Genomic DNA, 24,237 nt, shown 5'->3' with positions numbered 1-24,237 from the left:
TCTTCACGACAGGCGGAGATTGAAGCGGGCGCATGACCCTGTCCCTTCCCTCCGCCGGTCTTAACCGGTTCAGGTTCAACGGGTTCGCGCGGATGGCGCATCTCAGCCTGCGAAACAGGCACCCCGAGGTGCCACAACACCTAGTCGGTCGCGGGCGATGCGGCAAGGGGCGGATTTGCTTGCCCGGTTTGGTCCCGTGGCGTAACGCTAGGCGCAGGGCAGGCGATGGCGTCGCCAGCGCGACACACGCGCGCCCCGATCATCCATCCTGAACGCCGGGGTTTTGCTGTTTCGCGCGCGCGGAAGGGTGAACCGCCCCCGATGCGCGCCACAGGAAGGAGAGGTTTCATGAACCGTCCCGAATTCTACCGTTTTCACCAAGGCGACCGCGTTTTGCCATTCACCCCGCAGGAATATGACGACCGGCTGGGCGGGTTGCGTGCCGCGATGGATGCCGCCGGGGTTGATGCCTGTGTGTTCACGTCCATGCACAACATCGCCTATTATTCGGGGTTTTTGTATTGCGCGTTCGGGCGGCCCTATGCGCTGGTTGTCACCGCGTCGGAAAGCGTGACCATCAGCGCGGGCATTGATGCGGGCCAGCCGTGGCGGCGCTGTCATGGCGACAACATCACCTATACCGATTGGGCGCGGAACAATTACTGGCGCGCGATTCGGTCTGTGACCGGCACAGGCCGTTCGATTGGGTATGAGGGCGACCATCTGACGCTGGCGCAAAAGGCGCTGCTGGATGAGTTTTTGCAACCGTCCGCCGCGCGCGACATCGCCCCCGCCACGATGCGCCAACGGATGCACAAATCGCCTGCCGAGCTGGACCTGATCCGCCACGGTGCGCAGGTGGCGGATATTGGCGGTTATGCGATCCGCGATGCCATCCGTGTTGGCGCGCGCGAGATCAACGTGGCCATGGCCGGGCGCGACGCGATGGAGTTGGAAATCGCGCGCCGCTTTCCGGATGCCGAATATCGCGACACTTGGGTGTGGTTCCAGTCGGGTATCAACACCGACGGGGCGCATAACCCCGTAACGGCGCGGGCCTTGCAGTGCGGCGATATTCTGTCGCTGAACACCTTCCCCATGATTTCGGGCTATTACACGGCCTTGGAACGCACCATGTTCGTGGGCCAAGTTGACGACGCCTCGCTTGCTATCTGGCAGGCCAATGTCGCGGCGCATGAATACGGGATGAGCTTGCTCAAACCCGGTGCGACCTGCGCGGAAGTGACGGAGCAGATCAACGCCTTCTTTGCCGAGCGCGACCTGCTGCACTACCGCACCTTCGGCTATGGCCATAGCTTCGGCGTGCTGTCGCATTACTACGGGCGCGAGGCGGGGCTGGAGCTGCGCGAGGATATCGACACGGTGCTGGAGCCGGGCATGGTGATTTCCATGGAGCCGATGCTGACCATCCCCCACGGCCAGCCCGGCGCGGGCGGCTACCGCGAACATGACATCCTGATTATCACCGAAACGGGGAACGAGAACATCACGGGCTACCCCTATGGGCCTGCGTTCAACGTGGTGGGCTAAACACACTCGGGCGCGCTGTGGCTTGAGCATGGCCCGCGCGCCCGCTATGGGTTGCCCAAAGGAGAGCACGCGCATGAGCTTCAACACATTCGGTCATCTGTTTCGTGTGACGACATGGGGCGAAAGCCATGGGCCTGCGCTGGGCGCCACGGTTGATGGGTGCCCGCCGGGTGTGCCCTTGGACGAGGCGATGATCCAGCAGTGGCTGGACAAGCGCAAACCGGGGCAGAACCGGCACACCACGCAGCGGCGCGAACCGGACGAGGTGGAAATCCTCTCGGGCGTCTATGAGGGCCACACCACCGGCACGCCCATTCAGCTGATGATCCGCAACGTGGATCAGCGCAGCAAGGATTACGGCAATATTGCCGACACGTTCCGCCCCGGCCATGCCGACATAACCTATTTCCAGAAATACGGGCTGCGTGACCCGCGCGGCGGCGGGCGGTCATCGGCACGCGAAACGGCGGCGCGGGTGGCAGCGGGTGGCGTGGCGCGCGCGGCGCTGGGCCAGCTTTTGCCCGATCTGAAAATCTTGGGCTACATGGTGCAGATGGGGCCGCACCATATTGACCGCGCCCGGTTTGATGAGGCTGAGATCGCACGCAACCCGTTCTGGGTGCCCGACGCCCAAGCCGCCGAGGATTGGGCCCGCGCGCTGGATGCGCTGCGCAAGGATGGCAATTCCGTGGGCGCGACGATCGAGGTCGTGGCCAAGGGTCTGCCCGCGGGCATTGGCGCGCCGATCTATGCCAAGCTGGATACAGACCTTGCCGCCGCGATGATGTCGATCAACGCGGTCAAAGGCGTTGAGATTGGCGCGGGGATGGATGCCGCCAGCCTGACCGGCGTGGAGAACGCGGACGAGATCGACATGGGCGCGGATGGCCCTGCCTACCGCAGCAACAAGGCGGGCGGTATTCTGGGCGGTATCTCTACCGGGCAGGACGTGATCGTGCGTTTCGCCGTGAAGCCAACGAGTTCCATCACCACGCCGCGCGATTCCATCCTGCGCGATGGCAGCCCGAACAGCGTTGTCACCAAGGGGCGGCATGATCCTTGCGTGGGTATTCGCGCGGTGCCGGTGGCCGAGGCGATGATGGCCTGCGTGCTGCTGGATCAGGTGCTCCTGCAACGCGGCCAGACGGGCGCGCTTGGGCCGGTGGGTCGGATCGGCCCGCAAACGTGAATGGACAGGGCGGAAATGCCTGATAAATTTCCGGTAGTCTGACCGGAGGAAGCCATGCCCGTCCCCCTTGCCCCGATTGCCGCCACCGCCGCGCGCTACGGCGCGATTGCTCTTGCCGGATATGTCATTGCCCGCCAGATGGAACGCGGGCGCGTCGACCAGCGCGCCGAGGACGCGATGGATGAGCTGCCCGAGGGGCTGACCGGCCACCATGCCCGCGACCGTCAGCAATGGAACATGGCCGGTCGCGTGCGTCGCGTGGTGCGCTTGGGCGAAAACGGCCCCGGTTTCGAGATTGACGCAAGCCTTCTGGGCCGCATCCGGGTGCGCCGGGTATGAGCGGGCTGACGCTTTATCACAGTGCAACCTCTCCCTATGTGCGCAAGGTGATGGTGCTGGCGCATGAGGCGGGGCTTTTGGACCGCATCGCGCTTGTGCCGGCCTCTGGCACGCCGCTTGACCCCGGCACGGTGCCCGTAGGCGCGAATCCGCTGGGCAAGGTGCCGGTGCTGACCCGGCCCGATGGCGGCGCGCTTTACGACAGCCGGGTGATCTGCCGCTATCTGGATGCCTTGGCGGGCCACCGTTTTTACCCCACCGGCGCGCGGCAATGGGATTGCCTGACGCTAGAGGCAACTGCCGACGGAATGCTCGATGCGGCGCTGCTGATGGTCTACGAATCGCGCCTGCGCCCGGATGCCATGCAGATGCCCCAGATCGTCGAAGGGCATTGGTCGAAAATCGCCCGCAGCCTTGCCACACTGGAAGAGCGATGGATGGCCTATCTGGCCGGGCCGCTTTGCATGGGGCAGATCGCCTTGGCCTGTGCGCTGGGCTATCTGGACCTGCGTCATGGCGCACGCGGCTGGCGTGACATGGCGCCGCAGCTTGGCGCTTGGCAGGCCAAGATGGATGCGCGCGACGCGATGATCGCGACAGCGCCGCCAAATTAGCGCAAACTGCGCAAAAACCGATAAAATCGGTGCTAGTGCGACAGGATTCCACCCTTTCAAAGCTGGACGCACCCCCCTTTCCCCGCTACATCGACACGCGAGGGGCCGCATTTCTGTGCGGCCTGTCCATAAATGCAGCCCTCGTACCCATGAGAAAGGGAGAACGCTCGTGTCCCACGCTGATGACCACGAAAGCACCCGTCGGGATTTCATCTATTACGCAACCGCAGGTGCGGGTGCCGTGACCGCAGGGGCCGCTATCTGGCCGCTGGTCAACCAGATGAACCCGACCGCCGATGTTCAGGCCTTGTCGTCGATTTTTGTCGATGTCGGCGGTCTGGAACCGGGTAGCCAGTTGACGGTCAGCTTCCTTGGCAAGCCGGTGTTCCTGCGCCGCCGCACCGCCGAAGAGATCGAGGCCGGACGCGCCGTGTCCGTGGACGAGCTGACGATCGACCAGGAATCGCGCAACCCCAACAAGCCGGGCACCGATGCGTCGGACGAAAACCGCACCATGGATGACGCGGGCGAATGGCTGGTGATGACCGGCGTGTGCACCCATCTGGGCTGTGTGCCGCTGGGCAATGGCGCGGGCGATTTCGGCGGCTGGTTCTGCCCCTGCCACGGGTCGCATTACGACACCGCAGGCCGCATTCGCCGCGGCCCGGCCCCGGAAAACATGCATATTCCCGTCGCGACCTTCGTCGACGAAACCACCATCCAGCTCGGTTAAAGGAGAGAATACATGTCTGGTATTCCGCACGACCATTACGAGCCGAATAGCAACGCAGAGAAGTGGATGCATCGGCGTCTGCCCATCGTCGGGCTGATTTACGACACCATCATGATTCCCACGCCCAAGAACCTGAACTGGATGTGGATCTGGGGCATCGTCCTGATGGCCTGCCTAGTGCTGCAAATCGTGACCGGCATTGTGCTGGTGATGCACTACACCCCCGATGCCGATCTGGCATTCGCCAGCGTCGAGCACATCATGCGCAACGTGAACGGCGGGTTCATGCTGCGTTACCTGCACCAGAACGGCGCGATGCTGTTCTTTGCCGCCGTTTACATCCACATTTTCCGTGGCCTGTATTACGGCAGCTACAAATCGCCGCGCGAAGTGACCTGGATCATCGGGATGCTCATCTATCTGGCGATGATGGCGACCGCGTTCATGGGCTATGTGCTGCCTTGGGGCCAGATGTCCTTCTGGGGTGCAACCGTGATTACCGGCCTGTTCGGCGCGATCCCCGGCATTGGCGAGACGCTGCAAACCTGGCTTCTGGGCGGGCCGGCCGTGGGCAATGCCACGCTGACGCGCTTCTTCTCGCTGCACTACCTGCTGCCCTTCGTGATCCTGGGTCTGTCGATCCTGCATATCTGGGCCTTCCACACCACCGGCAACAACAACCCCACGGGTGTTGATGTGCGCCGCACGTCGAAGGAAGAAGCGGCGAAAGACACGCTGCCCTTCTGGCCCTATTTCGTCATCAAGGATCTGTTCGCGCTGGTTGTGATCTTCGCGCTGTTCTGGGCGCTCGTGGGCTTCATGCCGCAGTTCCTTGGCCACCCGGACAACTACATCGAAGCGAACCCGCTGGTGACGCCGTCGCATATCGTGCCGGAATGGTACTTCCTGCCGTTCTACGCGATCCTGCGCGCCTTTACCTCTGACGTGTGGGTCGTGATGGCCGTGAACTGGCTGTCCTTCGGCATCATCGACGCGGCGTTCTTCGGGGTGCTGGCCATGTTCGGTTCCATCTTCGTGATGGCACTGGTGCCGTGGCTGGACACGTCCTCGGTGCGCTCGGGCCGCTACCGCCCCATGTTCAAGTGGTGGTTCTGGCTGTTCGTGGTCAACTTCTTCGTGCTGATGTGGGCAGGCGCAATGCCGGCCGAAGGCATCTACAGCACGATCGCGCTGATCGGGACGACCTACTGGTTCGCGTATTTCCTGGTCATCCTGCCCATTCTGGGCGTGATCGAGAAGCCGCTGCCGCAGCCCGCAACGATCGAGGAAGACTTCAAAGCCTCGGTCAAGAAGAAATCGGGCGGCAATGGTCCTTCGCCAGAGCCGGTTCCGGCTGAATAACTGACGGAAATTGGAGAGATAGAATGTTCAAGAAACTCGCCGCTTCCGCAGTCACGGCAGCCCTTCTGTCCATGTCCCCGGCCTTTGCTGCCGGGGAAAAGGGCGAGATCATCGACTACGATTTCTCGTTTGAAGGGCCGTTTGGCACCTATGACCGCAACCAGCTTCAGCGCGGTTTGCAGGTCTACACAGAGGTTTGCGCGTCGTGCCACGGGTTGGAAAAGGTTGCGTTCCGCAATCTGAGCGACCCGAACGGCCCCGAGCTGCCCGAAGACCAGATGCGTGCCTATGCGGAATTCTATGAAATCTGGGATCCAGAGCTGCGCGACTGGCGCACGGCGGCTGGCCCGGACCACTTCCCGGAATCGCAATTCGAAGGCGCGCCCGACCTGAGCCTGATGGCCAAATCGCGCGTCGGCTTCTCCGGCCCCTACGGCCTTGGCATCAACCAGCTCATCAACGGGATGGGCGGCGCGGAATACATCGCGTCCTTCGCCAACGGCTTTAACGGCGAAGAAAAGTTCGAAGCCGGCTCGATGTTCTATTACAACACCGCATCGGCCAGCTGGGTGTCGATGGCGCCGGTGCTGTATGATGACGGCATCGTCTATGCCGATGGCACCCCTGCCACGGCAGAACAGCAGGCGCAGGACGTGGCCGCGTTCCTGATGTGGACCGCAGAGCCGAAAATGGTCGAACGCAAGCAGGCCGGCTTTGTCGGTGTCATCTTCCTGTCGGTTTTGGCAGCCCTGCTGTACCTGACCAACAAGCAGCTTTGGGCACCGATCAAACGCGCCGCGAAAGAAGAGTAAACCGCTTTTGCGACCGCAAGACAAAGCGCGCCCCGCCGGGCGCGCTTTTTGCTTTTCACGGGGCGGTGGCTTGTGTAGCTCTGAGCCAAAGTTAACCTGTGAAAGACTACCCCATGTCCGACAATCTGCGCGGCGCGTTGCTGATGACCTTGGCCATGGCCGGGTTCGCGCTAGAGGACATGTTCATCAAGCTGCTGGCGGGCGCGGTGCCGATCGGCCAGATCCTTGTCATGTTGGGCGCGGGGGGCGCGGTGGTCTTTGCCACGCTTGCCAAGCGCAAGGGGCAAGCGCTGTTCTCTGCCGATATGGCCAGCCGTGCGATGGTCATCCGCAATATCGGCGAGGTAGTGGGCACCGTGGGCTTCGTCCTTGGCTTCGTGCTGGCAAGCCTCTCCACCGCCTCTGCCATCTTGCAGGCGACACCGCTGGTGGTGACGTTGGGCGCGGCGCTCTTCTTGGGCGCGCAAGTGGGGTGGCGGCGCTGGTCAGCCATTCTGGTGGGTCTGTTCGGGGTGCTCTTGATCGTGCGGCCCGGCATGGCGGGGTTTGAACCTGCCTCGCTTTGGGCGGTGATCGGAGTGTTGGGCTTGGCCACGCGCGATCTGGCCACCCGCGCCGCCCCCGCGCGCATTTCCGGCTTTCAGATGTCGGCATGGGCCTTTGGGCTGATGGCACCCACCGGGGCGTTGATGATGTGGGTGATGGGCAGCACGCCGGTGACGCCCAACGCCGTGCAGGCGGGGCTGTTGCTATGCACGCTCGTCATCGGGGTTGCCGCCTATTATACCGTGGTCGCGGCCATGCGCGTGGGCGAAATTGCCGTGGTCACGCCCTTTCGCTATACCCGTATGGTGTTTGCGCTGATTGTCGCGCTTACGGTCTTTGGCGAGCGTCCCGATGCGCTGACCTATCTCGGGGCCGCGATCATCGTCGCCGCGGGGCTGTTCACGCTCTGGCGCGAGACGCGTCGGCCTTCCCTTGCGCGCGTGGGACAGGTATAGCAAGCGCAACAACCTGCCAGCGCATAGGGACAGTGCATATGAGCATCATCATCGACGTAATCGGCCGCGAAATCCTCGACAGCCGGGGCAACCCGACGGTGGAAGTGGATGTCATTCTGGAAGACGGCACCATGGGCCGCGCCGCCGTGCCCTCTGGCGCGTCCACAGGCGCGCATGAGGCGGTCGAACGGCGCGATGGCGACAAGTCCCGCTACATGGGCAAGGGCGTGCTGGAAGCGGTCGCTGCCGTGAATGGTGAATTGGCAGAGGCGCTTGTGGGCTTTGACGCGACCGAGCAGGTCGCCATTGACGCCGCCATGATGGAACTGGACGGCACGCCCAACAAGGGCCGTCTGGGCGCGAATGCCATTCTGGGCGTGTCCATGGCCGTCGCCAAGGCTGCCGCCGAATATACCGGCCAGCCGCTGTTCCGCTATGTCGGCGGCACCTCTGCCCGGACGCTGCCGGTGCCGATGATGAACATCATCAACGGCGGCGAGCACGCCGATAACCCGATCGACATTCAGGAATTCATGATCATGCCGGTCGCGGCGGATAATATCCGCGATGCTGTCCGCATGGGTGCCGAGGTGTTCCACACGCTGAAAAAGGAGTTGTCGGCGGCGGGGCTGTCCACCGGCATTGGCGACGAGGGCGGCTTTGCCCCGAACCTGTCCAGCACCCGCGATGCGCTGGATTTCATCCTGAAGGCGATTGAGAAGGCGGGCTACAAGCCGGGGCAGGACATCTACCTCGCGCTCGACTGCGCCTCGACCGAGTATTTCAAGGGCGGCAAGTATGAAATGGCAGGCGAAGGCCTGTCGCTGAGCGCGGCCGAGAATGTCGACTACCTGGCAAAGCTCTGTGATGACTACCCGATCATCAGCATTGAAGATGGCTGCGCCGAGGATGACTGGGACGGCTGGAAGCTGCTGACCGAGCGTCTGGGCGGCAAGGTGCAACTGGTGGGCGACGATCTGTTCGTGACCAACCCCGCGCGTCTGGCCGAAGGGATTGAAAAGGGCTGTGGCAACTCGCTTCTGGTGAAGGTGAACCAGATCGGCACCCTGACCGAAACACTGGCCGCCGTGGATATGGCGCACCGCGCGCGCATGACCTGCGTGATGTCGCATCGGTCGGGCGAGACCGAGGATGCAACTATCGCCGATTTGGCCGTGGCCACGAATTGCGGGCAGATCAAGACCGGGTCGCTGGCGCGTTCTGACCGGCTGGCCAAGTATAACCAGTTGATCCGCATCGAAGAAATGCTGGGTGAAACGGCAGTTTACGCGGGCCGGTCGATCCTGCGTTAACCCTTTTTCGGCGCGTGGTGAGTCCCGCCGCGCGCCGAAACCTTCTGTTAAGGCGAATCAGATAGCGTAAGTGACTTGAGCTGTTTTCCGTATCATCGGGGGGCCATATGTCACAGATTCCGCCAATTTCCGGCGCGTCCTCTTCCGCCTTGCCGCCGCGCGACCCGGTCGCATTGGCGGCCATGTCCGGCCCGCGCGGCCCGGCACCCGTCAGCGCCACATTGACCCAAGCCGCCGTGCAGCAGGCCAAGGCCGCTAGCCGCACCGACCTTGCGGGCCAGCGCGATACCTTGCCGGTGCCGGACAAGCGCGACCGGCTGGTCGGGCCACCCCCCACGTTCGAGGTGAACGTCCTCCAGCACATGCGCGAAACGCGCAATGACCCGCCTGATTTGTCGGAAATTCAAGAAGAATCGGAGGCACCGCTGCCAGCGCCAGAGGTCGAGGGCTACAGAAACGTTAGCCGGATGGATTCCGAGAAAGATCAGCCGCCCGCATTGGATACGCACGCCTGACGATGCGTCTAGGCCGCGCGGCGGCGAAAGCCGATGACTTGCTCGTATTCGTCGATCACCTCGAACCCGGCGGTGTCCATCTGCTGACGGATCCGGTTCAGATCCGATACACCAGCAGGATACACGTTCGGGTGGGTTTCCAGAATGACCAGATCGAAGCGCGCAAGATGCGCGGCATCGGTGGCGCAAAGTGCCAGTTCTGCCCCTTCGATGTCGCAGACAAGGGCCGCTTCGCCGTCCTGCGGCAGGTGCGGCATAAGCGCGGCAAGGGTGGTGGTCGGCACGTCGCGGCCATCTTCACCATCCTCGGCAATATGGCCGACATGCGCGTTATGGCCTGCGGCGAAACGCACGGTCTGCGCGCCTGAATAATCCACCGCGGCGTTGACCAAGGTCATCGCGCCGGGCCGTGCTTCGCGCGCGGCATTCGCGCCGCAAACCTGCGCCAGATCGGGGTCAGCCTCGACCACCACATGCTGTGCATCGGGGCCGATGACGTGGCGGATCAGCGCTGAGATGACCCCCACGCAGCCACCCAGCTCCACCACATGCGTGCCGGGTTTCAGAAAGTTCTGGATCATCCGCGCCTCGCCCACCTCGTATGGGCGCTTGCGCACAAGGTTGTAGCGCATGGATAGGTCGGAATGCTTGGGCACATGCACTTCGACCCCGTAGGGGTAAAACACCTCGGTCGAGATGCCGAACCGTTCCAACACCCAGAGAAGGGCCAAGCGCCGCGGCCGTTTCATGAATTTCATATCCGATCTCCTGGGTTGGGGCGGCCAAGCCGGGCGTAGACGATGCCGCCCAGATAGCCCCAGCTTTCTGCACGATGCGCCGCCGAAAACAAGACACGCGGCGACAGCGCGCGGGGAATGGCGCGCACGAGGGTCTTGGCAAAGGCAAAGCGCCGCCCATGCTTGCGCGAGGCATAGATGCGCGAATAGCCAAAATGCCACGCTTTCAGCCATTCCACGCGCGGGTTAGGCACCGATGCGCCGCCGCCGGTATGCTGCACAAGCGCGTCGCGGATGAACATCAACCGGCCACGTTTGCGCAGGCGCAGCGACAGGTCGTCATCTTCGAAAAACAGGAAAATGTTGGGATCGAACCCGCCTACCGCTTCGAAATCGGCCCGGCGCACGAAAATCGCGGCCCCGGACAGCACCGGCAGGTCACAATCGGCGGCAGGCTGGCCGCGCGGCATCCAGTCGGACCGGGGCAGCAGGTGGCAGGTGCGTTTGAAGGCGGGTACACCTGCATCGTCGGTAAAGCGCGGGTTAAAGCCCACGGCATCCGGGTAGCGGTCGGCGGCGGCGACAAGCTGCGCCAGCGTGTCGGGCACAAGCCGCGCATCGGGGTTCAGGAAAAGCAGGAATTCGGTCTTGGCCTGTGCCGCGCCCGCGTTGCAGGCCCGCCCGAAGCCGGTGTTTTCGGGCTGTTCCAGAAGCGACACGTTCGGCCTGACAAGACCACGCAACATGCCGGTGTCGGTAGAGGCGTTGTCGACAATGATCGCCGGAACCCCTTCGGGAAGGGACCCCAGCATACCGGGAAGCACCTTGGCGCTGTTATACGCGACGGTGACGATCGTCACCCTGTTCACAGCCGTGTCCAATGTGCTTCCCGCGCGATGGTGTCAGGCGTCGGCGGAGTCGTCTTTCGACGCGACGATCTCTTCGCCGGTTTCCTGATCGACCATTTTCATGGCCAAACGGACCTTGCCGCGATCGTCGAAGCCCAGAAGCTTGACCTTCACTTCCTGACCTTCCTTCAGCACATCCGACGGATGGTTCAGGCGGCGGTTCTCGATCTGGGACACGTGCACCAGGCCGTCGCGCTTGCCGAAGAAGTTCACGAACGCGCCGAAATCGACCAATTTCACGACCTTACCGGTGTAGATTTTGCCGACTTCCGGCTCTGCCACGATCGAATAGATCATGTCATGGGCCTTCTTGATGGCTTCCGCGTCGTTCGAGGCGATCTTGATGACACCGTCATCGTTGATGTCGACCTTCGCGCCCGACACTTCCACGATCTCGCGGATGACCTTGCCGCCCGTGCCGATGACTTCGCGGATTTTATCCGTGGGCACCTGCATGGTTTCGATCTTGGGCGCGTATTGGCTGAAGCCCTGCGGCGCGGTCAGTGCCTTGGCCATTTCGCCCATGATGTGCATCCGCGCATCCTTGGCTTGGGCCAGTGCCTGCTCCATGATTTCAAACGTGATGCCCGCGACCTTGATGTCCATCTGCAAGGACGTGATCCCATCGGCGGTCCCGGCCACTTTGAAATCCATGTCGCCAAGGTGGTCTTCGTCGCCAAGGATGTCGGTCAGAACGGCGAAGCGGCCGTCATCTTCCAGGATCAGGCCCATGGCCACACCGGCGACCGGCGCTTTCAGCGGCACGCCCGCATCCATCATCGACAGCGAGCCGCCGCAGACGGTGGCCATGGAGGACGACCCGTTGGACTCCGTGATCTCGGACACCAGACGGATGGTATAGGGGAAGTCGGTCGCCGCCGGCAGAACCGCCTGCAACGCGCGCCATGCCAGTTTGCCATGGCCGATTTCACGACGTCCCGGAGGGCCGAAGCGGCCAACCTCGCCCACCGAGTAGGGGGGGAAGTTGTAGTGCAGCAGGAAGTTCGATTTGCTGGTGCCGGTCAGCGCGTCGATGAATTGCTCATCATCGCCGGTGCCCAGTGTGGTCACACACAGCGACTGGGTTTCGCCACGGGTGAACAGCGCAGAGCCATGGGTGCGCGGCAGAAGGCTGGTTTCGGCCACGATGGGGCGCACGGTCTTGGTGTCGCGCCCGTCAACGCGGGGCTGACCATTGACCACGGCACCGCGCAGAATGGATGCTTCCAGCTTCTTGATGGCGGAGCCGAGGTTGCTGTCCGCCAGCTGCTCTTCGCTCAGCGATGCCTTGATCGCGTCGCGGGCGGCTGCGATGGCGGCGACGCGTTCTTGCTTGTCGCGCAGCGCGAAGGCGGCGCGCATCAGGCTTTCGCCAGCGGCTTTGACAGCGGCATACAGCTCGGAATAATCCGGGGGGGTGAAGTCGAACGGCTCTTTCGCGGCTTCTTCGGCCAGCTCGATAATCAGGTCGATCACCGGCTGATAGCTTTCATGCGCGAATTTCACCGCGCCCAGCATTTCGGCCTCGGACAGCTCATAGGCTTCCGATTCGACCATCATCACGGCGTCCTTGGTGCCCGCGACGACAAGGTCCAGACGCTGCTCGGGGTTCTCGCGCAGCTTTTCCATGTCCTGGCATTCGGGGTTCAGGACATATTCGCCATCGACAAAACCCACGCGCGCGGCGCCGATCGGGCCCATGAAGGGCGCGCCGGAAATGGTCAGCGCGGCAGAGGCGGCGATCATGGCCACCACGTCGGGCTCATTGACCAGATCGTGGCTGAGCACGGTGCAGATGACCAGAACTTCGTTCTTGAAGCCCTCGACGAATAGCGGGCGGATCGGGCGGTCGATCAGGCGCGAGGTCAGGGTTTCCTTGTCGGACGGGCGCGCTTCGCGCTTCAGGAAGCCGCCGGGCACTTTACCGGCTGCGTAGTATTTTTCCTGGTAATGCACGGTCAGCGGGAAGAAGTCTTGCCCGGGCTTGGCTTCTTTCGCGAAGGTCACGTTCGCCATGACGCTGGTTTCGCCCAGCGTGGCAATGACCGAACCGTCAGCCTGACGGGCAATCTTGCCGGTTTCCAGTGTGAGCGTTTCCTGGCCCCACTGGATGGATTTCTTGGTGATGTTGAACATACGTCATATCCTCGTCGGAGCACTTCCGGGCGTATCCCGGATCTCCTGATGTGAATGGCGGCCCCATTGCCGCCGACCCCAATCCTTGTGCATCACGCCGGGGTCGAAGCGTCACGTCTCAGATGGCCCGTGCCATACAGGAAAATTTGGCTGTGCGAAAGTGGGGGTTTTGGCCTAACCACCTTTGGGATGCCGCGCCAGCGGCGGGCCGGGGACTGCCGATGCGACCTTCGAGCAGCAGTGCTTTATGGCGGCCATGTTCATCCTCGATTTGAACGCAATCGCGACACCCTCCCAATCGGCAGGCCGCGGGACGGCCCGCCGATGGCGCGGCGGCGCGATGCGCCTTGATTCCGCGCCTGAAATGAATGTGTAGGCTACACCCAGCGCGCAAAGGGCGGCAGGCTCATCAGCACGGCGTCTGGGTCGTGGCCGGTTTGCAGGCCGAACTTGGTGCCCCGGTCATAGACAAGGTTGTATTCGGCATATAGCCCGCGATGAATAAGCTGGGTTTCCTTGTCGGCGTCGGTCCAAGCCATCCCGCGACGACGTTCGACCTGCGCCAGAAACGCGGGCAGAAAGGATTTGCCCACGTCTTGGGTAAAGGCGAAATCGGCCTCCCAGTCGCCGGTGCAATAATCGTCGTAGAAAATGCCGCCCACGCCGCGCGCGCGCTTGCGGTGGGGGATGTAGAAATACTCATCCGCCCAGTCCTTGAAACGCGGATACAGATCGGCCCCATGCGGGTCGCAATGCGCCTTCAGCGTGGCGTGGAAATCGGCCGTGTCCTCTGGGTATTCGATGCAGGGGTTCAGGTCGGTGCCGCCGCCGAACCACCACGCGCCGGGGGTCCAGAACATACGGGTGTTCAAGTGCACGGCAGGGGCGTGGGGGTTTTGCATATGCGCCACCAGAGAGATACCGCTGGCCCAGAAGCGCGGGTCGTCTTCCAGCCCCGGAATTTCCTTGCGCGCGGTCAGGGACCGCTGCGCCTGATCGCCCAACTGGCCATAGACGGCAGAGACATTGACGCCGATCTTCTCGAACACGCGCCCGCCGCGCATGACGCTCATCAAGCCGCCGCCCGCGTCGGACCCGTCGGGCGCGTGGCGCTTGGTGTCGGTCACTTCAAACCGGCCCGGCGCGCGGTCCGACATCGGGCCGGTGGTGTGGCTGTCCTCGACCGCTTCAAACGCCGCAACGATTTGATCGCGCAGCTCGCGGAACCACGCGGCTGCACGTTGCTTGCGGTCGTCGAAATTCGGATCGGTCATTGCGGCGCTTTCTCGTGTGGTTTTTCATGGTGTGCCATGCGCGGGCGGTCGTGACAAGCCAGCCTGACAGTTACGCCCGCTTGCGGATCGGTGCCATGATGCGTTCGACATTGGCACCGCGCGCGATGGCACTGGCCTCGACCTCTTGCTGCAAGGCTTCGTTGCGGGCCAGAAGGTTGCGGAACTTGGCCTCGTCCAGCGCGAAAAGCGTGCAATGGGTGATGGCCGCGACCATGGCGCGGCGGGGCTGGCCGCTGAGCATACCCAGATGGCCGAAAAACTCGCCCCGGCCCAGCCGTAGCTTCTGGCCGCGGCGTTCCATCTCGACCGCGCCAGAGGCAATGAAATAGACCGAACGCGGCACTTCGCCTTTGCGAATCAAAACGCGGCCGGGTTCGACGTAAAGCGTCTTGAGCGCGCGGGCGAGGCTTTTGCGGCTTTCCTCTGGCATGGTGGCAAAGACCGGGAAAGCGCGCAGCACCTCTTCGCGTTGCAGGGCAAAATCCAGCCTTGGCCGCTTGTCGAGTGCGTTGCGCGCATCGCTCAGCCCGTCGCGCAGGGTGGTGAACACTTCGCGGCTGATAAGCCCGTCGGCAAAGAGCGTTTCATATTCGCGCTCTTCCAGCCGAAGCGAGGTGCGGCGGATGAAGCGGCGCTCGATTTCCTCGGCATAGCCCGGATATTGCAGGCGCAGGCCTTCGATGGCGTTGTCGGTTTCCTCGCAGCGGCGACGCAGCAATTCGGCCAGCAAGTCGGCCACGCGGCGGCCATGAATGCGCCGGATCTTGCCCGCGATGAAACTGTGCAATTCGTCCAGCACAAGTTGCTGGTTCAGCAAGCGCTCGAAGCGGTCGGCGGTCATCACCTCCAGCGGGGCGGACCAGCGCAGGCGGTTGTTCAGCCACACGGCCATGCGGTAGCGCCCGCCGAACCCAAGCGCGCGGCGCGCGGTGGCGCGGTATTCGTCGCGCCCGCCCAGACGGGTGCGTTCGATCAGGCTGTCCACATCCGACAACATGCTTTCCACCAACCGCGACGAGAAAAGTTGTTGACGGAAATTTTCCAAGATCAGGTCGCGTTCGCGCCCGGCCAGTGCCACCAGCCCCAGCGTGATGCGGTCGCGGTCGGGAATGTCGACGCTCTCGGCCTCTGACACCGCGCCGTCCAGCCGCGCGGCGAAGCGCTTGGCCTCTGACCGGATCACCTCTTGCGGAAGGCGGTAATCGCGCGAGATTTCGGCGATTTCCTCGCGCACGTTCTGAAGGGCGACGGCAATCACCTGCCGCGACAAGGCTTCGTCTAGCGCGGGCAGGCGGTCCAGCCCCAGCCGCGAAATGACCCAGCGCAGCGTCGTGCCCTGCACCAGCAACGTGAACAGGGTGAAGCCCGTTGCCAGAATGCCCACCTCTCGCTTGATGGCGGGGGGCACGAGCGCACTTTCCGTGACCGCCAGCGCTAGTGCCAGCGTGACCGCGCCGCGCAAGCCGCCCCATAGAATGGCTGATCGGTAGCTGACATCCACCTGCGGCGACAGTTTCATCCGCCCAAGGATCGGCAGCACTCCGAACAGCATGACCGCCCGCGCGACGATGGCGGCAAACACGATCACCCCGATCAGGAACAGGTCGCTTGCGCGCAGATCGCCCATCAGGCGCGGGATCAGAAGCGCGGCCAGAATGAAGATGAACGCGCCCGCCCAATAGGCCAGCAGATCCCAGACCTCGCGCAGGTAGCCCCAGCTGAGCGGTGTCAGCCGGCTTGGCCCTTGCAGGTTCAACACAAGGCCAGAGACGACGACCGCGATCACGCCCGACGCCCCCAGGTATTGCTCGGCGGCGATGTAGGTCAAATAGGGCAACGCCACGCTGACCGACACTTGCGCGCGCGGGTAGCTGGGCAGCACCGCCATGAGTGCAATGGCCACGCGCGCCACGATCCAGCCGATGGCCACGCCACCCCCGATCAGCCACGGAAAGGTCAGCGCGGCCTCTTGCAGCGTTGGGTTCGGCACGCCCAGCATGACGAAGGACAGGAAAAAGCCGAACAGCGCGATGGCGGCGGCGTCATTCAGCAGGCTTTCGCCCTCGACAATGCGGGTCAGGCGCTGCGGGGCGGCGATGTTGCGAAAGATGCTGACCACCGCCGACGGGTCTGTGGTGGATACGACCGCCCCGATCAGCAGGCAAGCCGCCAGCGGCAGCGCGGTGAAAGGCGTCAGCGCGTAGCCGATGACCACGGTCGACACCAGCACCGCCCCCACCGCCATGACAAGGATGGGCACCCAATCGTCCAACATGCGCCGTGCATTGACCATCAGCGCCACCTGGAACAGCAGCGTGGGCAGCAGCACATACAGGAAGATGTTCGAGCGGATGGGCAGGTCCAGCAGGCGGCGCACCATCGGGCTGAGCGTGTCGCCCAGGCCAGAGGTCGCCAGCGTCAGCGCGGTGGCCCCGATCAGCGCCCCCATGATGGCCAGAATCACCGTGAACGGCAGGCGCAACCGTTCCGACAACGGTTCCGACACGCCGATCACGATGAACAGCAGCGCAACCGCGCCGACAAGGGCGATGATATCCATGGCGACCAGAGTAGCGCGAGAAGCTTGCGGATGAAAAGCGGCGTGGCCCTATTCGGCGGCCAGTGCCACCATTTTCCCCGCGCCGCGCCCGATTTCGGCCATTGCGGTGACGGCGCTGTCCATAAGCGTCTGGAACGAGTCGAAATCGGCGCTGGGGGTAACGCGGGCCTCGTTCAGGTAAAGGCCACGGTCGATTTCGACCTGCACCACATGTTGCCCGACAGAGGGCAGGCCGTAGCGCTGGGCGATATAGGCCCCGGCAAAAGGCGCGTTGCGGGCAACCCGCAGCCCGGCGGCTGTGAAGATGGCGGCAATCGCATCGACAATGTCGGAATGGCAGGACGCGCCGAAGCGGTCGCCCAGCACCACGTCGGGGCGGGTGGCGTTGCGCGTTGTCACCGCGTCGCGCGGCATGGAATGCATGTCGATCAGGATGGCGCGGCCAAAGGTTTCGGCATTGTCGGCCATAAGGCTGGCAAGCTTGTCATGATAGGGCTGCCAATAGCTGCGCAGGCGGTCTTGCGCTTGGGCGCGGGTGATCTTGCCGGAATAGATCGCGCGCCCCCCGGCGACCACGCGCGGGATAACCCCAAGGCCGGAGCTGATACGCGCATTCATCGCCCGCACCGCGATGCCGGAAATCAGCGCTGGGTCCAGCTCGCTAGAGGCGCGGTTGTAATCGACATAGGCGCGCGGCACACCGCCCAGCAGAACATGCGCCCCGGCCGCTGGCGCGGACCGCAGGAACATGTCGACATAGGCGTCCTCTGACGAGCGCAACGACAGTTCATCCAGCTGCGACGCTTGCAGAAATTCGGGCGGATAAGCCCGCGCACTATGGGGCGAGGCGAAGAGAACCGCCGTCGTTGCAGGGGCCGCTGCTATGAACTGATAAGCCTGCATTCCGAATTTCCTTGTCATATCGGGTTATAGCGCGAATTTCCCCTTGCGAAAGCCCTTGATCCTGCCCGCGACTCTATTTATAGACCCGCCTTACAGACGCGGTCGTGGCCCGCGTCCCTTTTGTTTGGGGCGCATGTCAGACCAGTCGGGCGCGTAGCTCAGTGGTAGAGCACTACGTTGACATCGTAGGGGTCACAAGTTCGAACCTTGTCGTGCCCACCATTTCACCCCTGCTTGCGCAGGACAGAATCAGAGGCAGGCGCTCGCGCGCCGCGAGAAGGAGAAGACCGATGAAGGTCAAGAATTCGCTCCGGTCGCTCAAGCAGCGCCACCGTGATTGTCAGATCGTGCGCCGTAAAGGCCGGGTCTACGTCATCAACAAGACCCAAAAGAAATTCAAGGCACGTCAGGGCTGATTTCAGCCATGTCTGTCGGGATTTGACGCCGCCCTGTCGCTTGGGGCGGCGTTTTTCTTTGGCCCACGGCTAGGGTCGGGGCATGACCGAGTCCGCAATCACCCCCGCGCCCGCTTCGGCGTTACAGCCGCGCCTGTCGGACCGCCCCGAATGGGGCTATCTGCTGCGCGATTTCTACGAACTTTACCGCGATCTGCCTGCCGGCGGCAGCGCCAAGATCCGCGCCCATCAGCGCGCGGTGCGTGAACGCGTGGCGCGGGTGATAAAGGCAAATGCGCCGATTGCCGAATTGTCGCCCATGGAGAAGCCAGTCACCAAGCATTTCCGCCGCGCGCTGGACCAAGGGCGCGAGGCGCGGCACTCGGCCTTCATCCGCACGATCGACGCCATCCATGACCGGCTGCAATGGCAATACGGGTATGAAAAAGTGCCGCGCGGGCTGGAGCAGAAATATGCTTATGCCGAACTGGTCGGCCCCACCGGCCCGGTTGTGACCAACGAAGTGATCCTAGGGCTGGTGCTGTTTGCGCCAAGCTGCACCTACCCCGCCCATGCGCATGACGGGATAACCGAAAGCTACCTGTGCCTGTCGGGCGCGGTGTCGGAAAACGACCAAGGGGTCTATGCGCCCGGTTCGCTGATCTTCAACCAGCCGGGGCAGTTGCACCGCATTACCGTGGCCGATCACGAACCGTCGCTTCTGGCCTATGCGTGGATGGGGGCGACCGACAAGCTGGCCAACCAGAAAATGGTGTTCAGCCGCGCGCCGAAAGCGCGGCGCTAGTCGCCTTCGACAAAGCGGATCAGCCGGGGCAGGCAGATGCGCTTCAGGTCGTAATTTTCGACAATCGTTTTGCGCGCGGCCACGCGCCGCGCGGCAAAGCGTTCGGGATGGGCGAGGGCGGTGGTCAAGGCCTCGGACCATGCGTCTATATCGAAGAAATCGACCAGTTGGCCGTTCACGCCATCGACCACCACCTCCTCCACCGGCGCGGTGCGCGAGGCTACGACATGCGCGCCCATGGCCATCGATTCCAGCAGCGACCATGACAGCACGAAGGGGATGGTCAGGTAGGCATGGGCGCGTGAGACCTGCATGAGCGTGACGTAATCGCGGTAAGGCACGCGCCCCACGAAATGCACCCGTTCCAGCCCCGGTGTGCCCGCGATCTCCGACAGGAAATGCTCCTTCCATGTGCCTTGGGCCGGGGCCGCGCCATAGCTGACCCCGTCGCCGCCGATGATGACCACCTGCGCGCCGGGCCGAGCCGCCAGAACCTGCGGCAGGCTGCGGATGAAGATATGCGAGCCGCGATAGGGTTCGATATTGCGGGTGACATAGGTCAGCACCTCGTCGCCCGCGCGCAAGTGCCGCCCGTTCGGCAGCGTGATCTGCGCCTGCGGGTCAGGTCTGAGTGCATCGGTATCGACGCCGTCATGGGTGATTGTGATCTTGTCGCGCAGCTCTGGCGGAAAGGTATCGGCCTGCCATTCGGTGGGGGCAAGCCCGGCATCGGCCTGCACCATGGCCAGCGCCAGATGTGCCTGCCGCGCAATTACCGGAAAGCCCGAGAACTGGTCCTGCGCGCTGAATTCGGGATCAAACCCCACATCCAGCCCGCGCGTGCCATAGAAAAATTCGGCATAGGCCAGCAAGCGGGCGTCGGGGAACACCTCTTTCAGGAACAGGGTTTCGCCCCAGCCGGTATGGCCAAAGATCACATCGGGCACAAAGCATAGTTTGTCGCGCAATTGAAAGGCGGCGCGACCCACGCGGTGGGCGCGGTCGGTCATCGCCATATAGGTCGTGGCCAGCCGCGCCTGTCCCGGCGCGGGGGCCGGGTCGGGCATGGGGTAGCGATAGATCTGGACGGGGCTTTGTTGCTGGTTGCTTTCCGCGGTCAGCGCCACAACCTCGTGCCCGCGCGCGGCCAAGGCAGGGGCCAGATGCTTGAACTGGGCCGGAAAATTCTGGTGCACGAACAGAATTTTCAAGCCATTACCCCCCTTAGTCCGCGCCGATGGCGGTCATGTCGAACGCGGCGGCCAGAAGGGCACGGGTGTAGGGGTTTTGCGGGGCATCGAACACCTGGTCGACCGTGCCGCTTTCCACCACATCGCCCTGTTTCATGACCACGATCTTGTGCGACAGCGCCCGCACCACGCGCAAATCGTGGCTGATGAACAGATAGGCCAGCCCGTGACGGCGCTGCAAGTCGCGCAGCAGTTCCACGATCTGCACCTGCACGGTCATGTCCAGCGCCGAGGTCGGCTCGTCCAGCACCAGCAGCTTGGGCCGCAGGATCATGGCGCGCGCGATCGCGATGCGCTGGCGCTGCCCGCCGGAAAACTCATGCGGGTAGCGTTCCATCGTGGCGGGGTCCAGTCCAACCTCTGTCATGATCTCTGCCACGAGCTCGCGCTCGGACCGCCCGGTGGGGATACCATGCACGCCCAAGCCTTCGGCGATGATCTGTTCCACTGTCATGCGGGGGCTAAGGCTGCCGAACGGGTCTTGGAACACGATCTGCACGTCGCGCCGCAAGCTGCGCAGCTCGGCAGATTTGCGGCCCTGAATGTCGGTGCCGTTGAACCAGATCGGCCCCTCGCTGGAAATCAACCGCAGGATGGCCAGTGCAAGCGTGGTCTTGCCCGACCCGGATTCGCCCACGATGCCCAGTGTTTCGCCCGCGCGCAGCGTCAGGCTGGCCCCATTGACGGCCTTCACATGCCCCACGGTGCGGCGCAGGAACCCGCGATGAATGGGGAACCAGATGCGCAAACCATCGGTGCGCAACACCTCTGCCGCGCCATCGGGCACAGGGGCGGGCGCGCCATGCTGTTCGGCGGCCAGCAGTTTGCGCGTATAGGGGTGCTGGGGATTGGCGAAAATCTCGGATGTCTTGCCCTGTTCGACGATCTGGCCCTGCTGCATGACACAGACACGGTCGGCAAATCGGCGCACGATGTTCAGGTCATGGGTGATGAACAACAGGCTCATCCCCTCGGCACGTTTCAGATCGACCAGCAGTTCGAGGATTTGCGCCTGAATGGTCACATCCAGCGCCGTGGTCGGTTCATCCGCGACCAGCAATTCTGGGCCATTGGCCAGCGCCATGGCGATCATCACGCGCTGGCGTTGCCCGCCCGATAGCTGGTGCGGATAGGCCGACAGCCGGGATTCCGCATCGCGGATACCCACCTTGTTCAGCAGGTCCAGCACGCGGGCGCGCGCGGCAGACCCCGACAAGCCCTGATGCAGCGACAGGCTTTCGGCGATCTGCTTTTCAATCGTGTGCAGCGGGTTCAGCGACGTCATCGGCTCTTGGAAGATGAAGCTGATGTCATTGCCGCGCACCTGCCGCAGCTTGGCATCGCTTGCGCCGATCAGTTCCTCGCCCTTGAAGGTGACGGATCCGCCTACCTGCGCCGCATCCGGCAACAGCCCCACGCAAGACAATGCGCTCACCGATTTTCCCGACCCGGATTCACCCACCAGCGCAACCGTTTCGCCCTGCTCTACATGGAACGACACGCCGCGCACGGCACGCGCGGGCTGGCCATCCTGCATGAAGGTGACGTTCAGGTCTTTGACGTTCAGCAAGCTCATTTGAACGTCTTTCTGGGGTCGAACGCGTCGCGCACCCCTTCAAAGATGAAGACCAGAAGCGACAGCATGATCGCGAAGGTGAAAAAGGCCGAAAAGCCCAGCCACGGCGCTTGCAGGTTGTTCTTGGCCTGAAGCGTCAACTCCCCAAGCGATGGGGCGGAGGACGGCAGGCCGAAGCCAAGGAAATCCAGCGCGGCAAGCGATCCGATCACGCCGGTGATGATGAAGGGCAGGAAGGTCAGGGTGGCAACCATCGCGTTGGGCAGCACATGGCGGAACATGATCCGCGCGTTCGACACGCCCAAGGCTTTGGCGGCGCGGACGTATTCGTAATTGCGCGCGCGCAGGAATTCGGCGCGAACCACGCCCACAAGCCCGGTCCAGCCGAAGAGCGTCATCAGGAACACGAGCAGCCAGAAATTCATCGCCACCATGCTGGAGATGATGATGATGATGTAGATGGATGGGACAGAGTTCCAAAGCTCGATCACGCGCTGGAACAAGAGGTCCAGAACCCCGCCGAAATAGCCCTGAACCGCGCCCGCCGCGATGCCGATGACAGAGGTCAGGGCCGTGACCACGATGGCAAAGCTTATCGACAGCCGGAACCCGTAAATGATGCGCGCCAGAACATCGCGCGCGGTGTCGTCCGTTCCCAGCAGGTGGTTGCCATCGGGCGGCGAGGGGGCGGCGCGGCCGATGTCGTTGACCGTGTCGTAGCTATAGGGGATGGGCGGCCAGATCATCCAGCCTTGGGTGATCTCTTCGCCCTCGACCAGCCCGGTCGCGGCTTGTGCGGTCGCTTCCTCCGGGTCGTCGAAGCAAAGTTCCGCCCCGCCCGCGCGGATCAGGCATTGCACCACGGGGTCGGTATATTGCGCCTCTGTCCGGAAATCGCCGCCGAAGGTGGTTTCGGCGTAGAAATTGCCGATGGGGAAGTAATATTCGCCTTGGTAGTTGATGATGATGGGGCGGTCATTGGCGATGAATTCCGCGAAGAGCGAGAAGACATACAGCGTGCCCAGCACCACCAGCGACCAGAAGGCACGGCGGTTCGCCTTGAAATTCCCCCAGCGGCGCTGGTTCAACGGCGACAGCGTGAAGCGGCTTTGTGCCTCGGCTTGCGGCAAGAAGTTGCGCTGATCCATGGCTCAGGTCTCTCGCGATTCAAAGTCGATGCGCGGGTCGATCCAAACATACATCAGGTCCGACAGCAGCCCGACCAACAGGCCCAGCAGGCTGAACACGAAGAGCGTGCCGAACATGACGGGATAGTCACGCGCGACCACCGCCTCGAACCCCAAGCGGCCCAGACCGTCGAGCGAAAAGATCGTCTCGATAATCAGCGACCCGCCAAAGAACACGCCCACGAACACCGCCGGAAAGCCCGCGATCACGATCAGCATGGCATTGCGGAACACATGGCCATACAGCACGCGGTTTTCCATCAGCCCTTTGGCGCGGGCGGTCATGACGTATTGCTTGCGGATTTCATCCAGAAAGCTGTTCTTCGTCAGCAGCGTGAGCGTGGCAAAGGCCGAGATGGTCGAAGCGATGACCGGCAGCGTGATGTGCCACAGGTAGTCCAGAACCTTGCCGATGGGGGAAAGCGTGTCCCACACCTCTTGTGGCGATGTCAGGCCGCGCGCGGGGAAGATCTGGTAATATGACCCACCTGCGAACAGCACCAGCAAAAGGATGGCGAACAGGAAACCGGGAATGGCATAGGCCACGATAATCAGGCCGGATGTGAAGGTGTCGAACCGCGTGCCGTCGCGCACCGCCTTGCGAATGCCCAAGGGAATGGACACGGCATAGGCGATCAGCGTGGACCACAGCCCCAGCGTGATCGACACCGGCAGCTTTTCCAGCACCAGATCGACCACGGAAATCGAGCGGAAGTAGCTTTCGCCGAAATCGAAGCGGATGTAATTCCCCATCATGTGCAGGAACCGCTCCAGCGGCGGTTTGTCGAAGCCGAATTCGCGCTCCAGTTCCTCTATGAATTCGGGGGGCAGGCCGCGCGCGCCAAGGTAGCGTTCGTTTTCGACCGCGCCCGCGTTCACATCCGCGCCTGCGCCGTCGAACGCGCCAAAGACGTTGCCTTGCCCTTCCATGCGGGCGATCACCTGCTCGATCGGGCCGCCGGGCACGAATTGCACCAGGAAGAAGTTGATCATCATCACCCCCAGCAGCGTGGGGATGATGAGAAGCAGGCGTCGCGCGATATAGGCGCCCATGGA

The 24,237-nt window shown here is 63.1% G+C and carries 22 protein-coding genes, 1 tRNA gene and 1 riboswitch; of the genes, 13 read left to right on the top strand and 10 right to left on the bottom strand.

Annotated elements, in window-relative coordinates; genetic code table 11:
• Positions 1-29: 29 nt before the first annotated feature.
• Positions 30-136: riboswitch (TPP riboswitch) on the bottom strand.
• A gap of 212 nt (positions 137-348) precedes the next feature.
• The 10 genes from J1C52_RS04555 (at position 349) to J1C52_RS04510 (ending at position 9,429) form a co-directional block, all read left to right on the top strand.
• Entirely contained in the window at positions 349-1,551 is a 1,203-nt protein-coding gene (locus J1C52_RS04555) for an aminopeptidase P family protein (protein WP_227426743.1), read from the top strand.
• 73 nt (positions 1,552-1,624) lie between these two features.
• On the top strand, positions 1,625-2,740 hold the full coding sequence (gene aroC, locus J1C52_RS04550; protein WP_227426742.1) for a chorismate synthase: 1,116 nt from the start codon (positions 1,625-1,627) through the stop codon (positions 2,738-2,740).
• Between the two features lie 54 nt (positions 2,741-2,794).
• A complete protein-coding gene (locus J1C52_RS04545; RefSeq protein ID WP_227426741.1) occupies positions 2,795-3,079 on the top strand; it encodes a hypothetical protein in 285 nt (94 codons plus the stop codon).
• Between the two features lie 5 nt (positions 3,080-3,084).
• Positions 3,085-3,693, top strand: a complete 609-nt coding sequence (locus J1C52_RS04540) for a glutathione S-transferase (protein ID WP_227426981.1) — start codon at positions 3,085-3,087, stop codon at positions 3,691-3,693.
• 169 nt (positions 3,694-3,862) lie between these two features.
• The gene (gene petA / locus J1C52_RS04535) at positions 3,863-4,426 is read left to right on the top strand and encodes a ubiquinol-cytochrome c reductase iron-sulfur subunit (protein ID WP_227426740.1); all 564 of its coding nucleotides are present in this window, start codon (positions 3,863-3,865) and stop codon (positions 4,424-4,426) included.
• A gap of 12 nt (positions 4,427-4,438) precedes the next feature.
• Complete coding sequence (locus tag J1C52_RS04530; protein WP_227426739.1) at positions 4,439-5,788, top strand: cytochrome b; 1,350 nt, start codon at positions 4,439-4,441, stop codon at positions 5,786-5,788.
• A 23-nt stretch (positions 5,789-5,811) separates the two neighbouring features.
• Positions 5,812-6,600 (top strand): cytochrome c1, encoded by a 789-nt coding sequence (locus tag J1C52_RS04525; protein ID WP_227426738.1) that lies wholly within the window; start codon positions 5,812-5,814, stop codon positions 6,598-6,600.
• Positions 6,601-6,713: 113 nt separating this feature from the next.
• Complete coding sequence (locus tag J1C52_RS04520) at positions 6,714-7,601, top strand: DMT family transporter (RefSeq protein ID WP_227426737.1); 888 nt, start codon at positions 6,714-6,716, stop codon at positions 7,599-7,601.
• A gap of 38 nt (positions 7,602-7,639) precedes the next feature.
• Entirely contained in the window at positions 7,640-8,914 is a 1,275-nt protein-coding gene (gene eno, locus J1C52_RS04515) for a phosphopyruvate hydratase (RefSeq protein ID WP_227426736.1), read from the top strand.
• Positions 8,915-9,021: 107 nt separating this feature from the next.
• On the top strand, positions 9,022-9,429 hold the full coding sequence (locus J1C52_RS04510; protein ID WP_227426735.1) for a hypothetical protein: 408 nt from the start codon (positions 9,022-9,024) through the stop codon (positions 9,427-9,429).
• Between the two features lie 8 nt (positions 9,430-9,437).
• On the opposite strand, the gene J1C52_RS04505 is transcribed toward J1C52_RS04510, so the two are convergent.
• The 6 genes from J1C52_RS04505 to J1C52_RS04480 form a co-directional block, all read right to left on the bottom strand.
• Positions 9,438-10,187 carry an FkbM family methyltransferase gene (locus J1C52_RS04505; protein ID WP_227426734.1) on the bottom strand — a complete coding sequence of 250 codons (750 nt, stop codon included), beginning with the start codon at positions 10,185-10,187 and terminating at the stop codon, positions 9,438-9,440.
• Entirely contained in the window at positions 10,184-11,035 is an 852-nt protein-coding gene (locus tag J1C52_RS04500; protein ID WP_227426733.1) for a glycosyltransferase family 2 protein, read from the bottom strand. Before J1C52_RS04500 ends, J1C52_RS04505 begins: the two co-directional genes overlap by 4 nt.
• Before the next feature lie 33 nt (positions 11,036-11,068).
• Positions 11,069-13,210: a polyribonucleotide nucleotidyltransferase gene (pnp, locus tag J1C52_RS04495; protein WP_227426732.1), complete on the bottom strand. Its 2,142-nt coding sequence runs from the start codon at positions 13,208-13,210 to the stop codon at positions 11,069-11,071.
• 377 nt (positions 13,211-13,587) lie between these two features.
• Positions 13,588-14,484, bottom strand: coding sequence for an oxygen-dependent coproporphyrinogen oxidase (gene hemF, locus J1C52_RS04490; RefSeq protein WP_227426731.1), 897 nt, complete (start codon positions 14,482-14,484; stop codon positions 13,588-13,590).
• A 70-nt stretch (positions 14,485-14,554) separates the two neighbouring features.
• Positions 14,555-17,065 (bottom strand): cation:proton antiporter, encoded by a 2,511-nt coding sequence (locus J1C52_RS04485; RefSeq protein ID WP_227426730.1) that lies wholly within the window; start codon positions 17,063-17,065, stop codon positions 14,555-14,557.
• Between the two features lie 48 nt (positions 17,066-17,113).
• Positions 17,114-17,968, bottom strand: a complete 855-nt coding sequence (locus J1C52_RS04480; protein WP_227426729.1) for an N-formylglutamate amidohydrolase — start codon at positions 17,966-17,968, stop codon at positions 17,114-17,116.
• Positions 17,969-18,115: 147 nt separating this feature from the next.
• On the opposite strand from J1C52_RS04480, the gene J1C52_RS04475 reads away from it, so the two are divergent.
• The 3 genes from J1C52_RS04475 (at position 18,116) to J1C52_RS04465 (ending at position 19,168) form a co-directional block, all read left to right on the top strand.
• Positions 18,116-18,190, top strand: a tRNA-Val gene (locus J1C52_RS04475).
• A 68-nt stretch (positions 18,191-18,258) separates the two neighbouring features.
• Positions 18,259-18,384, top strand: a complete 126-nt coding sequence (ykgO, locus tag J1C52_RS04470) for a type B 50S ribosomal protein L36 (protein ID WP_072247233.1) — start codon at positions 18,259-18,261, stop codon at positions 18,382-18,384.
• Between the two features lie 82 nt (positions 18,385-18,466).
• Positions 18,467-19,168: a dimethylsulfonioproprionate lyase family protein gene (locus J1C52_RS04465; protein ID WP_227426728.1), complete on the top strand. Its 702-nt coding sequence runs from the start codon at positions 18,467-18,469 to the stop codon at positions 19,166-19,168.
• On the opposite strand, the gene J1C52_RS04460 is transcribed toward J1C52_RS04465, so the two are convergent.
• The 4 genes from J1C52_RS04460 to J1C52_RS04445 are packed head-to-tail and all read right to left on the bottom strand — an operon-like array spanning position 19,165 to position 24,234.
• Positions 19,165-20,379: a glycosyltransferase gene (locus tag J1C52_RS04460; RefSeq protein ID WP_227426727.1), complete on the bottom strand. Its 1,215-nt coding sequence runs from the start codon at positions 20,377-20,379 to the stop codon at positions 19,165-19,167. The genes J1C52_RS04465 and J1C52_RS04460 overlap by 4 nt on opposite strands.
• Before the next feature lie 13 nt (positions 20,380-20,392).
• Positions 20,393-21,994, bottom strand: a complete 1,602-nt coding sequence (locus J1C52_RS04455) for an ABC transporter ATP-binding protein (RefSeq protein WP_227426726.1) — start codon at positions 21,992-21,994, stop codon at positions 20,393-20,395.
• Entirely contained in the window at positions 21,991-23,142 is a 1,152-nt protein-coding gene (locus J1C52_RS04450; protein ID WP_227426725.1) for an ABC transporter permease, read from the bottom strand. The genes J1C52_RS04455 and J1C52_RS04450 overlap by 4 nt, the downstream gene beginning before the upstream one ends.
• A gap of 3 nt (positions 23,143-23,145) precedes the next feature.
• Entirely contained in the window at positions 23,146-24,234 is a 1,089-nt protein-coding gene (locus J1C52_RS04445) for a microcin C ABC transporter permease YejB (protein WP_227426724.1), read from the bottom strand.
• Between the last annotated feature and the right edge of the window lie 3 nt (positions 24,235-24,237).

Origin of the sequence: Roseibaca sp. Y0-43, from assembly GCF_020667835.1 — a bacterium.
Taxonomy (GTDB): Bacteria; Pseudomonadota; Alphaproteobacteria; order Rhodobacterales; family Rhodobacteraceae; genus Roseinatronobacter.
Note: the sequence above shows the minus strand (reverse complement) of the source record. Positions and strands in the feature narration are given on the sequence as shown.

Excerpts from the sequence above, each read along its gene's own strand:
- J1C52_RS04555 (WP_227426743.1), top strand. The coding sequence starts at position 349 with ATGAACCGTCCCGAATTCTACCGTTTTCACCAAGGCGACCGCGTTTTG.
- aroC (WP_227426742.1), top strand. The coding sequence starts at position 1,625 with ATGAGCTTCAACACATTCGGTCATCTGTTTCGTGTGACGACATGGGGC.
- J1C52_RS04545 (WP_227426741.1), top strand. The coding sequence starts at position 2,795 with ATGCCCGTCCCCCTTGCCCCGATTGCCGCCACCGCCGCGCGCTACGGC.
- J1C52_RS04530 (WP_227426739.1), top strand. The coding sequence starts at position 4,439 with ATGTCTGGTATTCCGCACGACCATTACGAGCCGAATAGCAACGCAGAG.
- J1C52_RS04525 (WP_227426738.1), top strand. The coding sequence starts at position 5,812 with ATGTTCAAGAAACTCGCCGCTTCCGCAGTCACGGCAGCCCTTCTGTCC.
- J1C52_RS04520 (WP_227426737.1), top strand. The coding sequence starts at position 6,714 with ATGTCCGACAATCTGCGCGGCGCGTTGCTGATGACCTTGGCCATGGCC.
- eno (WP_227426736.1), top strand. The coding sequence starts at position 7,640 with ATGAGCATCATCATCGACGTAATCGGCCGCGAAATCCTCGACAGCCGG.
- J1C52_RS04510 (WP_227426735.1), top strand. The coding sequence starts at position 9,022 with ATGTCACAGATTCCGCCAATTTCCGGCGCGTCCTCTTCCGCCTTGCCG.
- J1C52_RS04505 (WP_227426734.1), bottom strand. The coding sequence starts at position 10,187 with ATGAAATTCATGAAACGGCCGCGGCGCTTGGCCCTTCTCTGGGTGTTG.
- pnp (WP_227426732.1), bottom strand. The coding sequence starts at position 13,210 with ATGTTCAACATCACCAAGAAATCCATCCAGTGGGGCCAGGAAACGCTC.
- hemF (WP_227426731.1), bottom strand. The coding sequence starts at position 14,484 with ATGACCGATCCGAATTTCGACGACCGCAAGCAACGTGCAGCCGCGTGG.
- J1C52_RS04485 (WP_227426730.1), bottom strand. The coding sequence starts at position 17,065 with ATGGATATCATCGCCCTTGTCGGCGCGGTTGCGCTGCTGTTCATCGTG.
- J1C52_RS04480 (WP_227426729.1), bottom strand. The coding sequence starts at position 17,968 with ATGCAGGCTTATCAGTTCATAGCAGCGGCCCCTGCAACGACGGCGGTT.
- ykgO (WP_072247233.1), top strand. The coding sequence starts at position 18,259 with ATGAAGGTCAAGAATTCGCTCCGGTCGCTCAAGCAGCGCCACCGTGAT.
- J1C52_RS04465 (WP_227426728.1), top strand. The coding sequence starts at position 18,467 with ATGACCGAGTCCGCAATCACCCCCGCGCCCGCTTCGGCGTTACAGCCG.
- J1C52_RS04455 (WP_227426726.1), bottom strand. The coding sequence starts at position 21,994 with ATGAGCTTGCTGAACGTCAAAGACCTGAACGTCACCTTCATGCAGGAT.
- J1C52_RS04450 (WP_227426725.1), bottom strand. The coding sequence starts at position 23,142 with ATGGATCAGCGCAACTTCTTGCCGCAAGCCGAGGCACAAAGCCGCTTC.
- J1C52_RS04445 (WP_227426724.1), bottom strand. The coding sequence starts at position 24,234 with ATGGGCGCCTATATCGCGCGACGCCTGCTTCTCATCATCCCCACGCTG.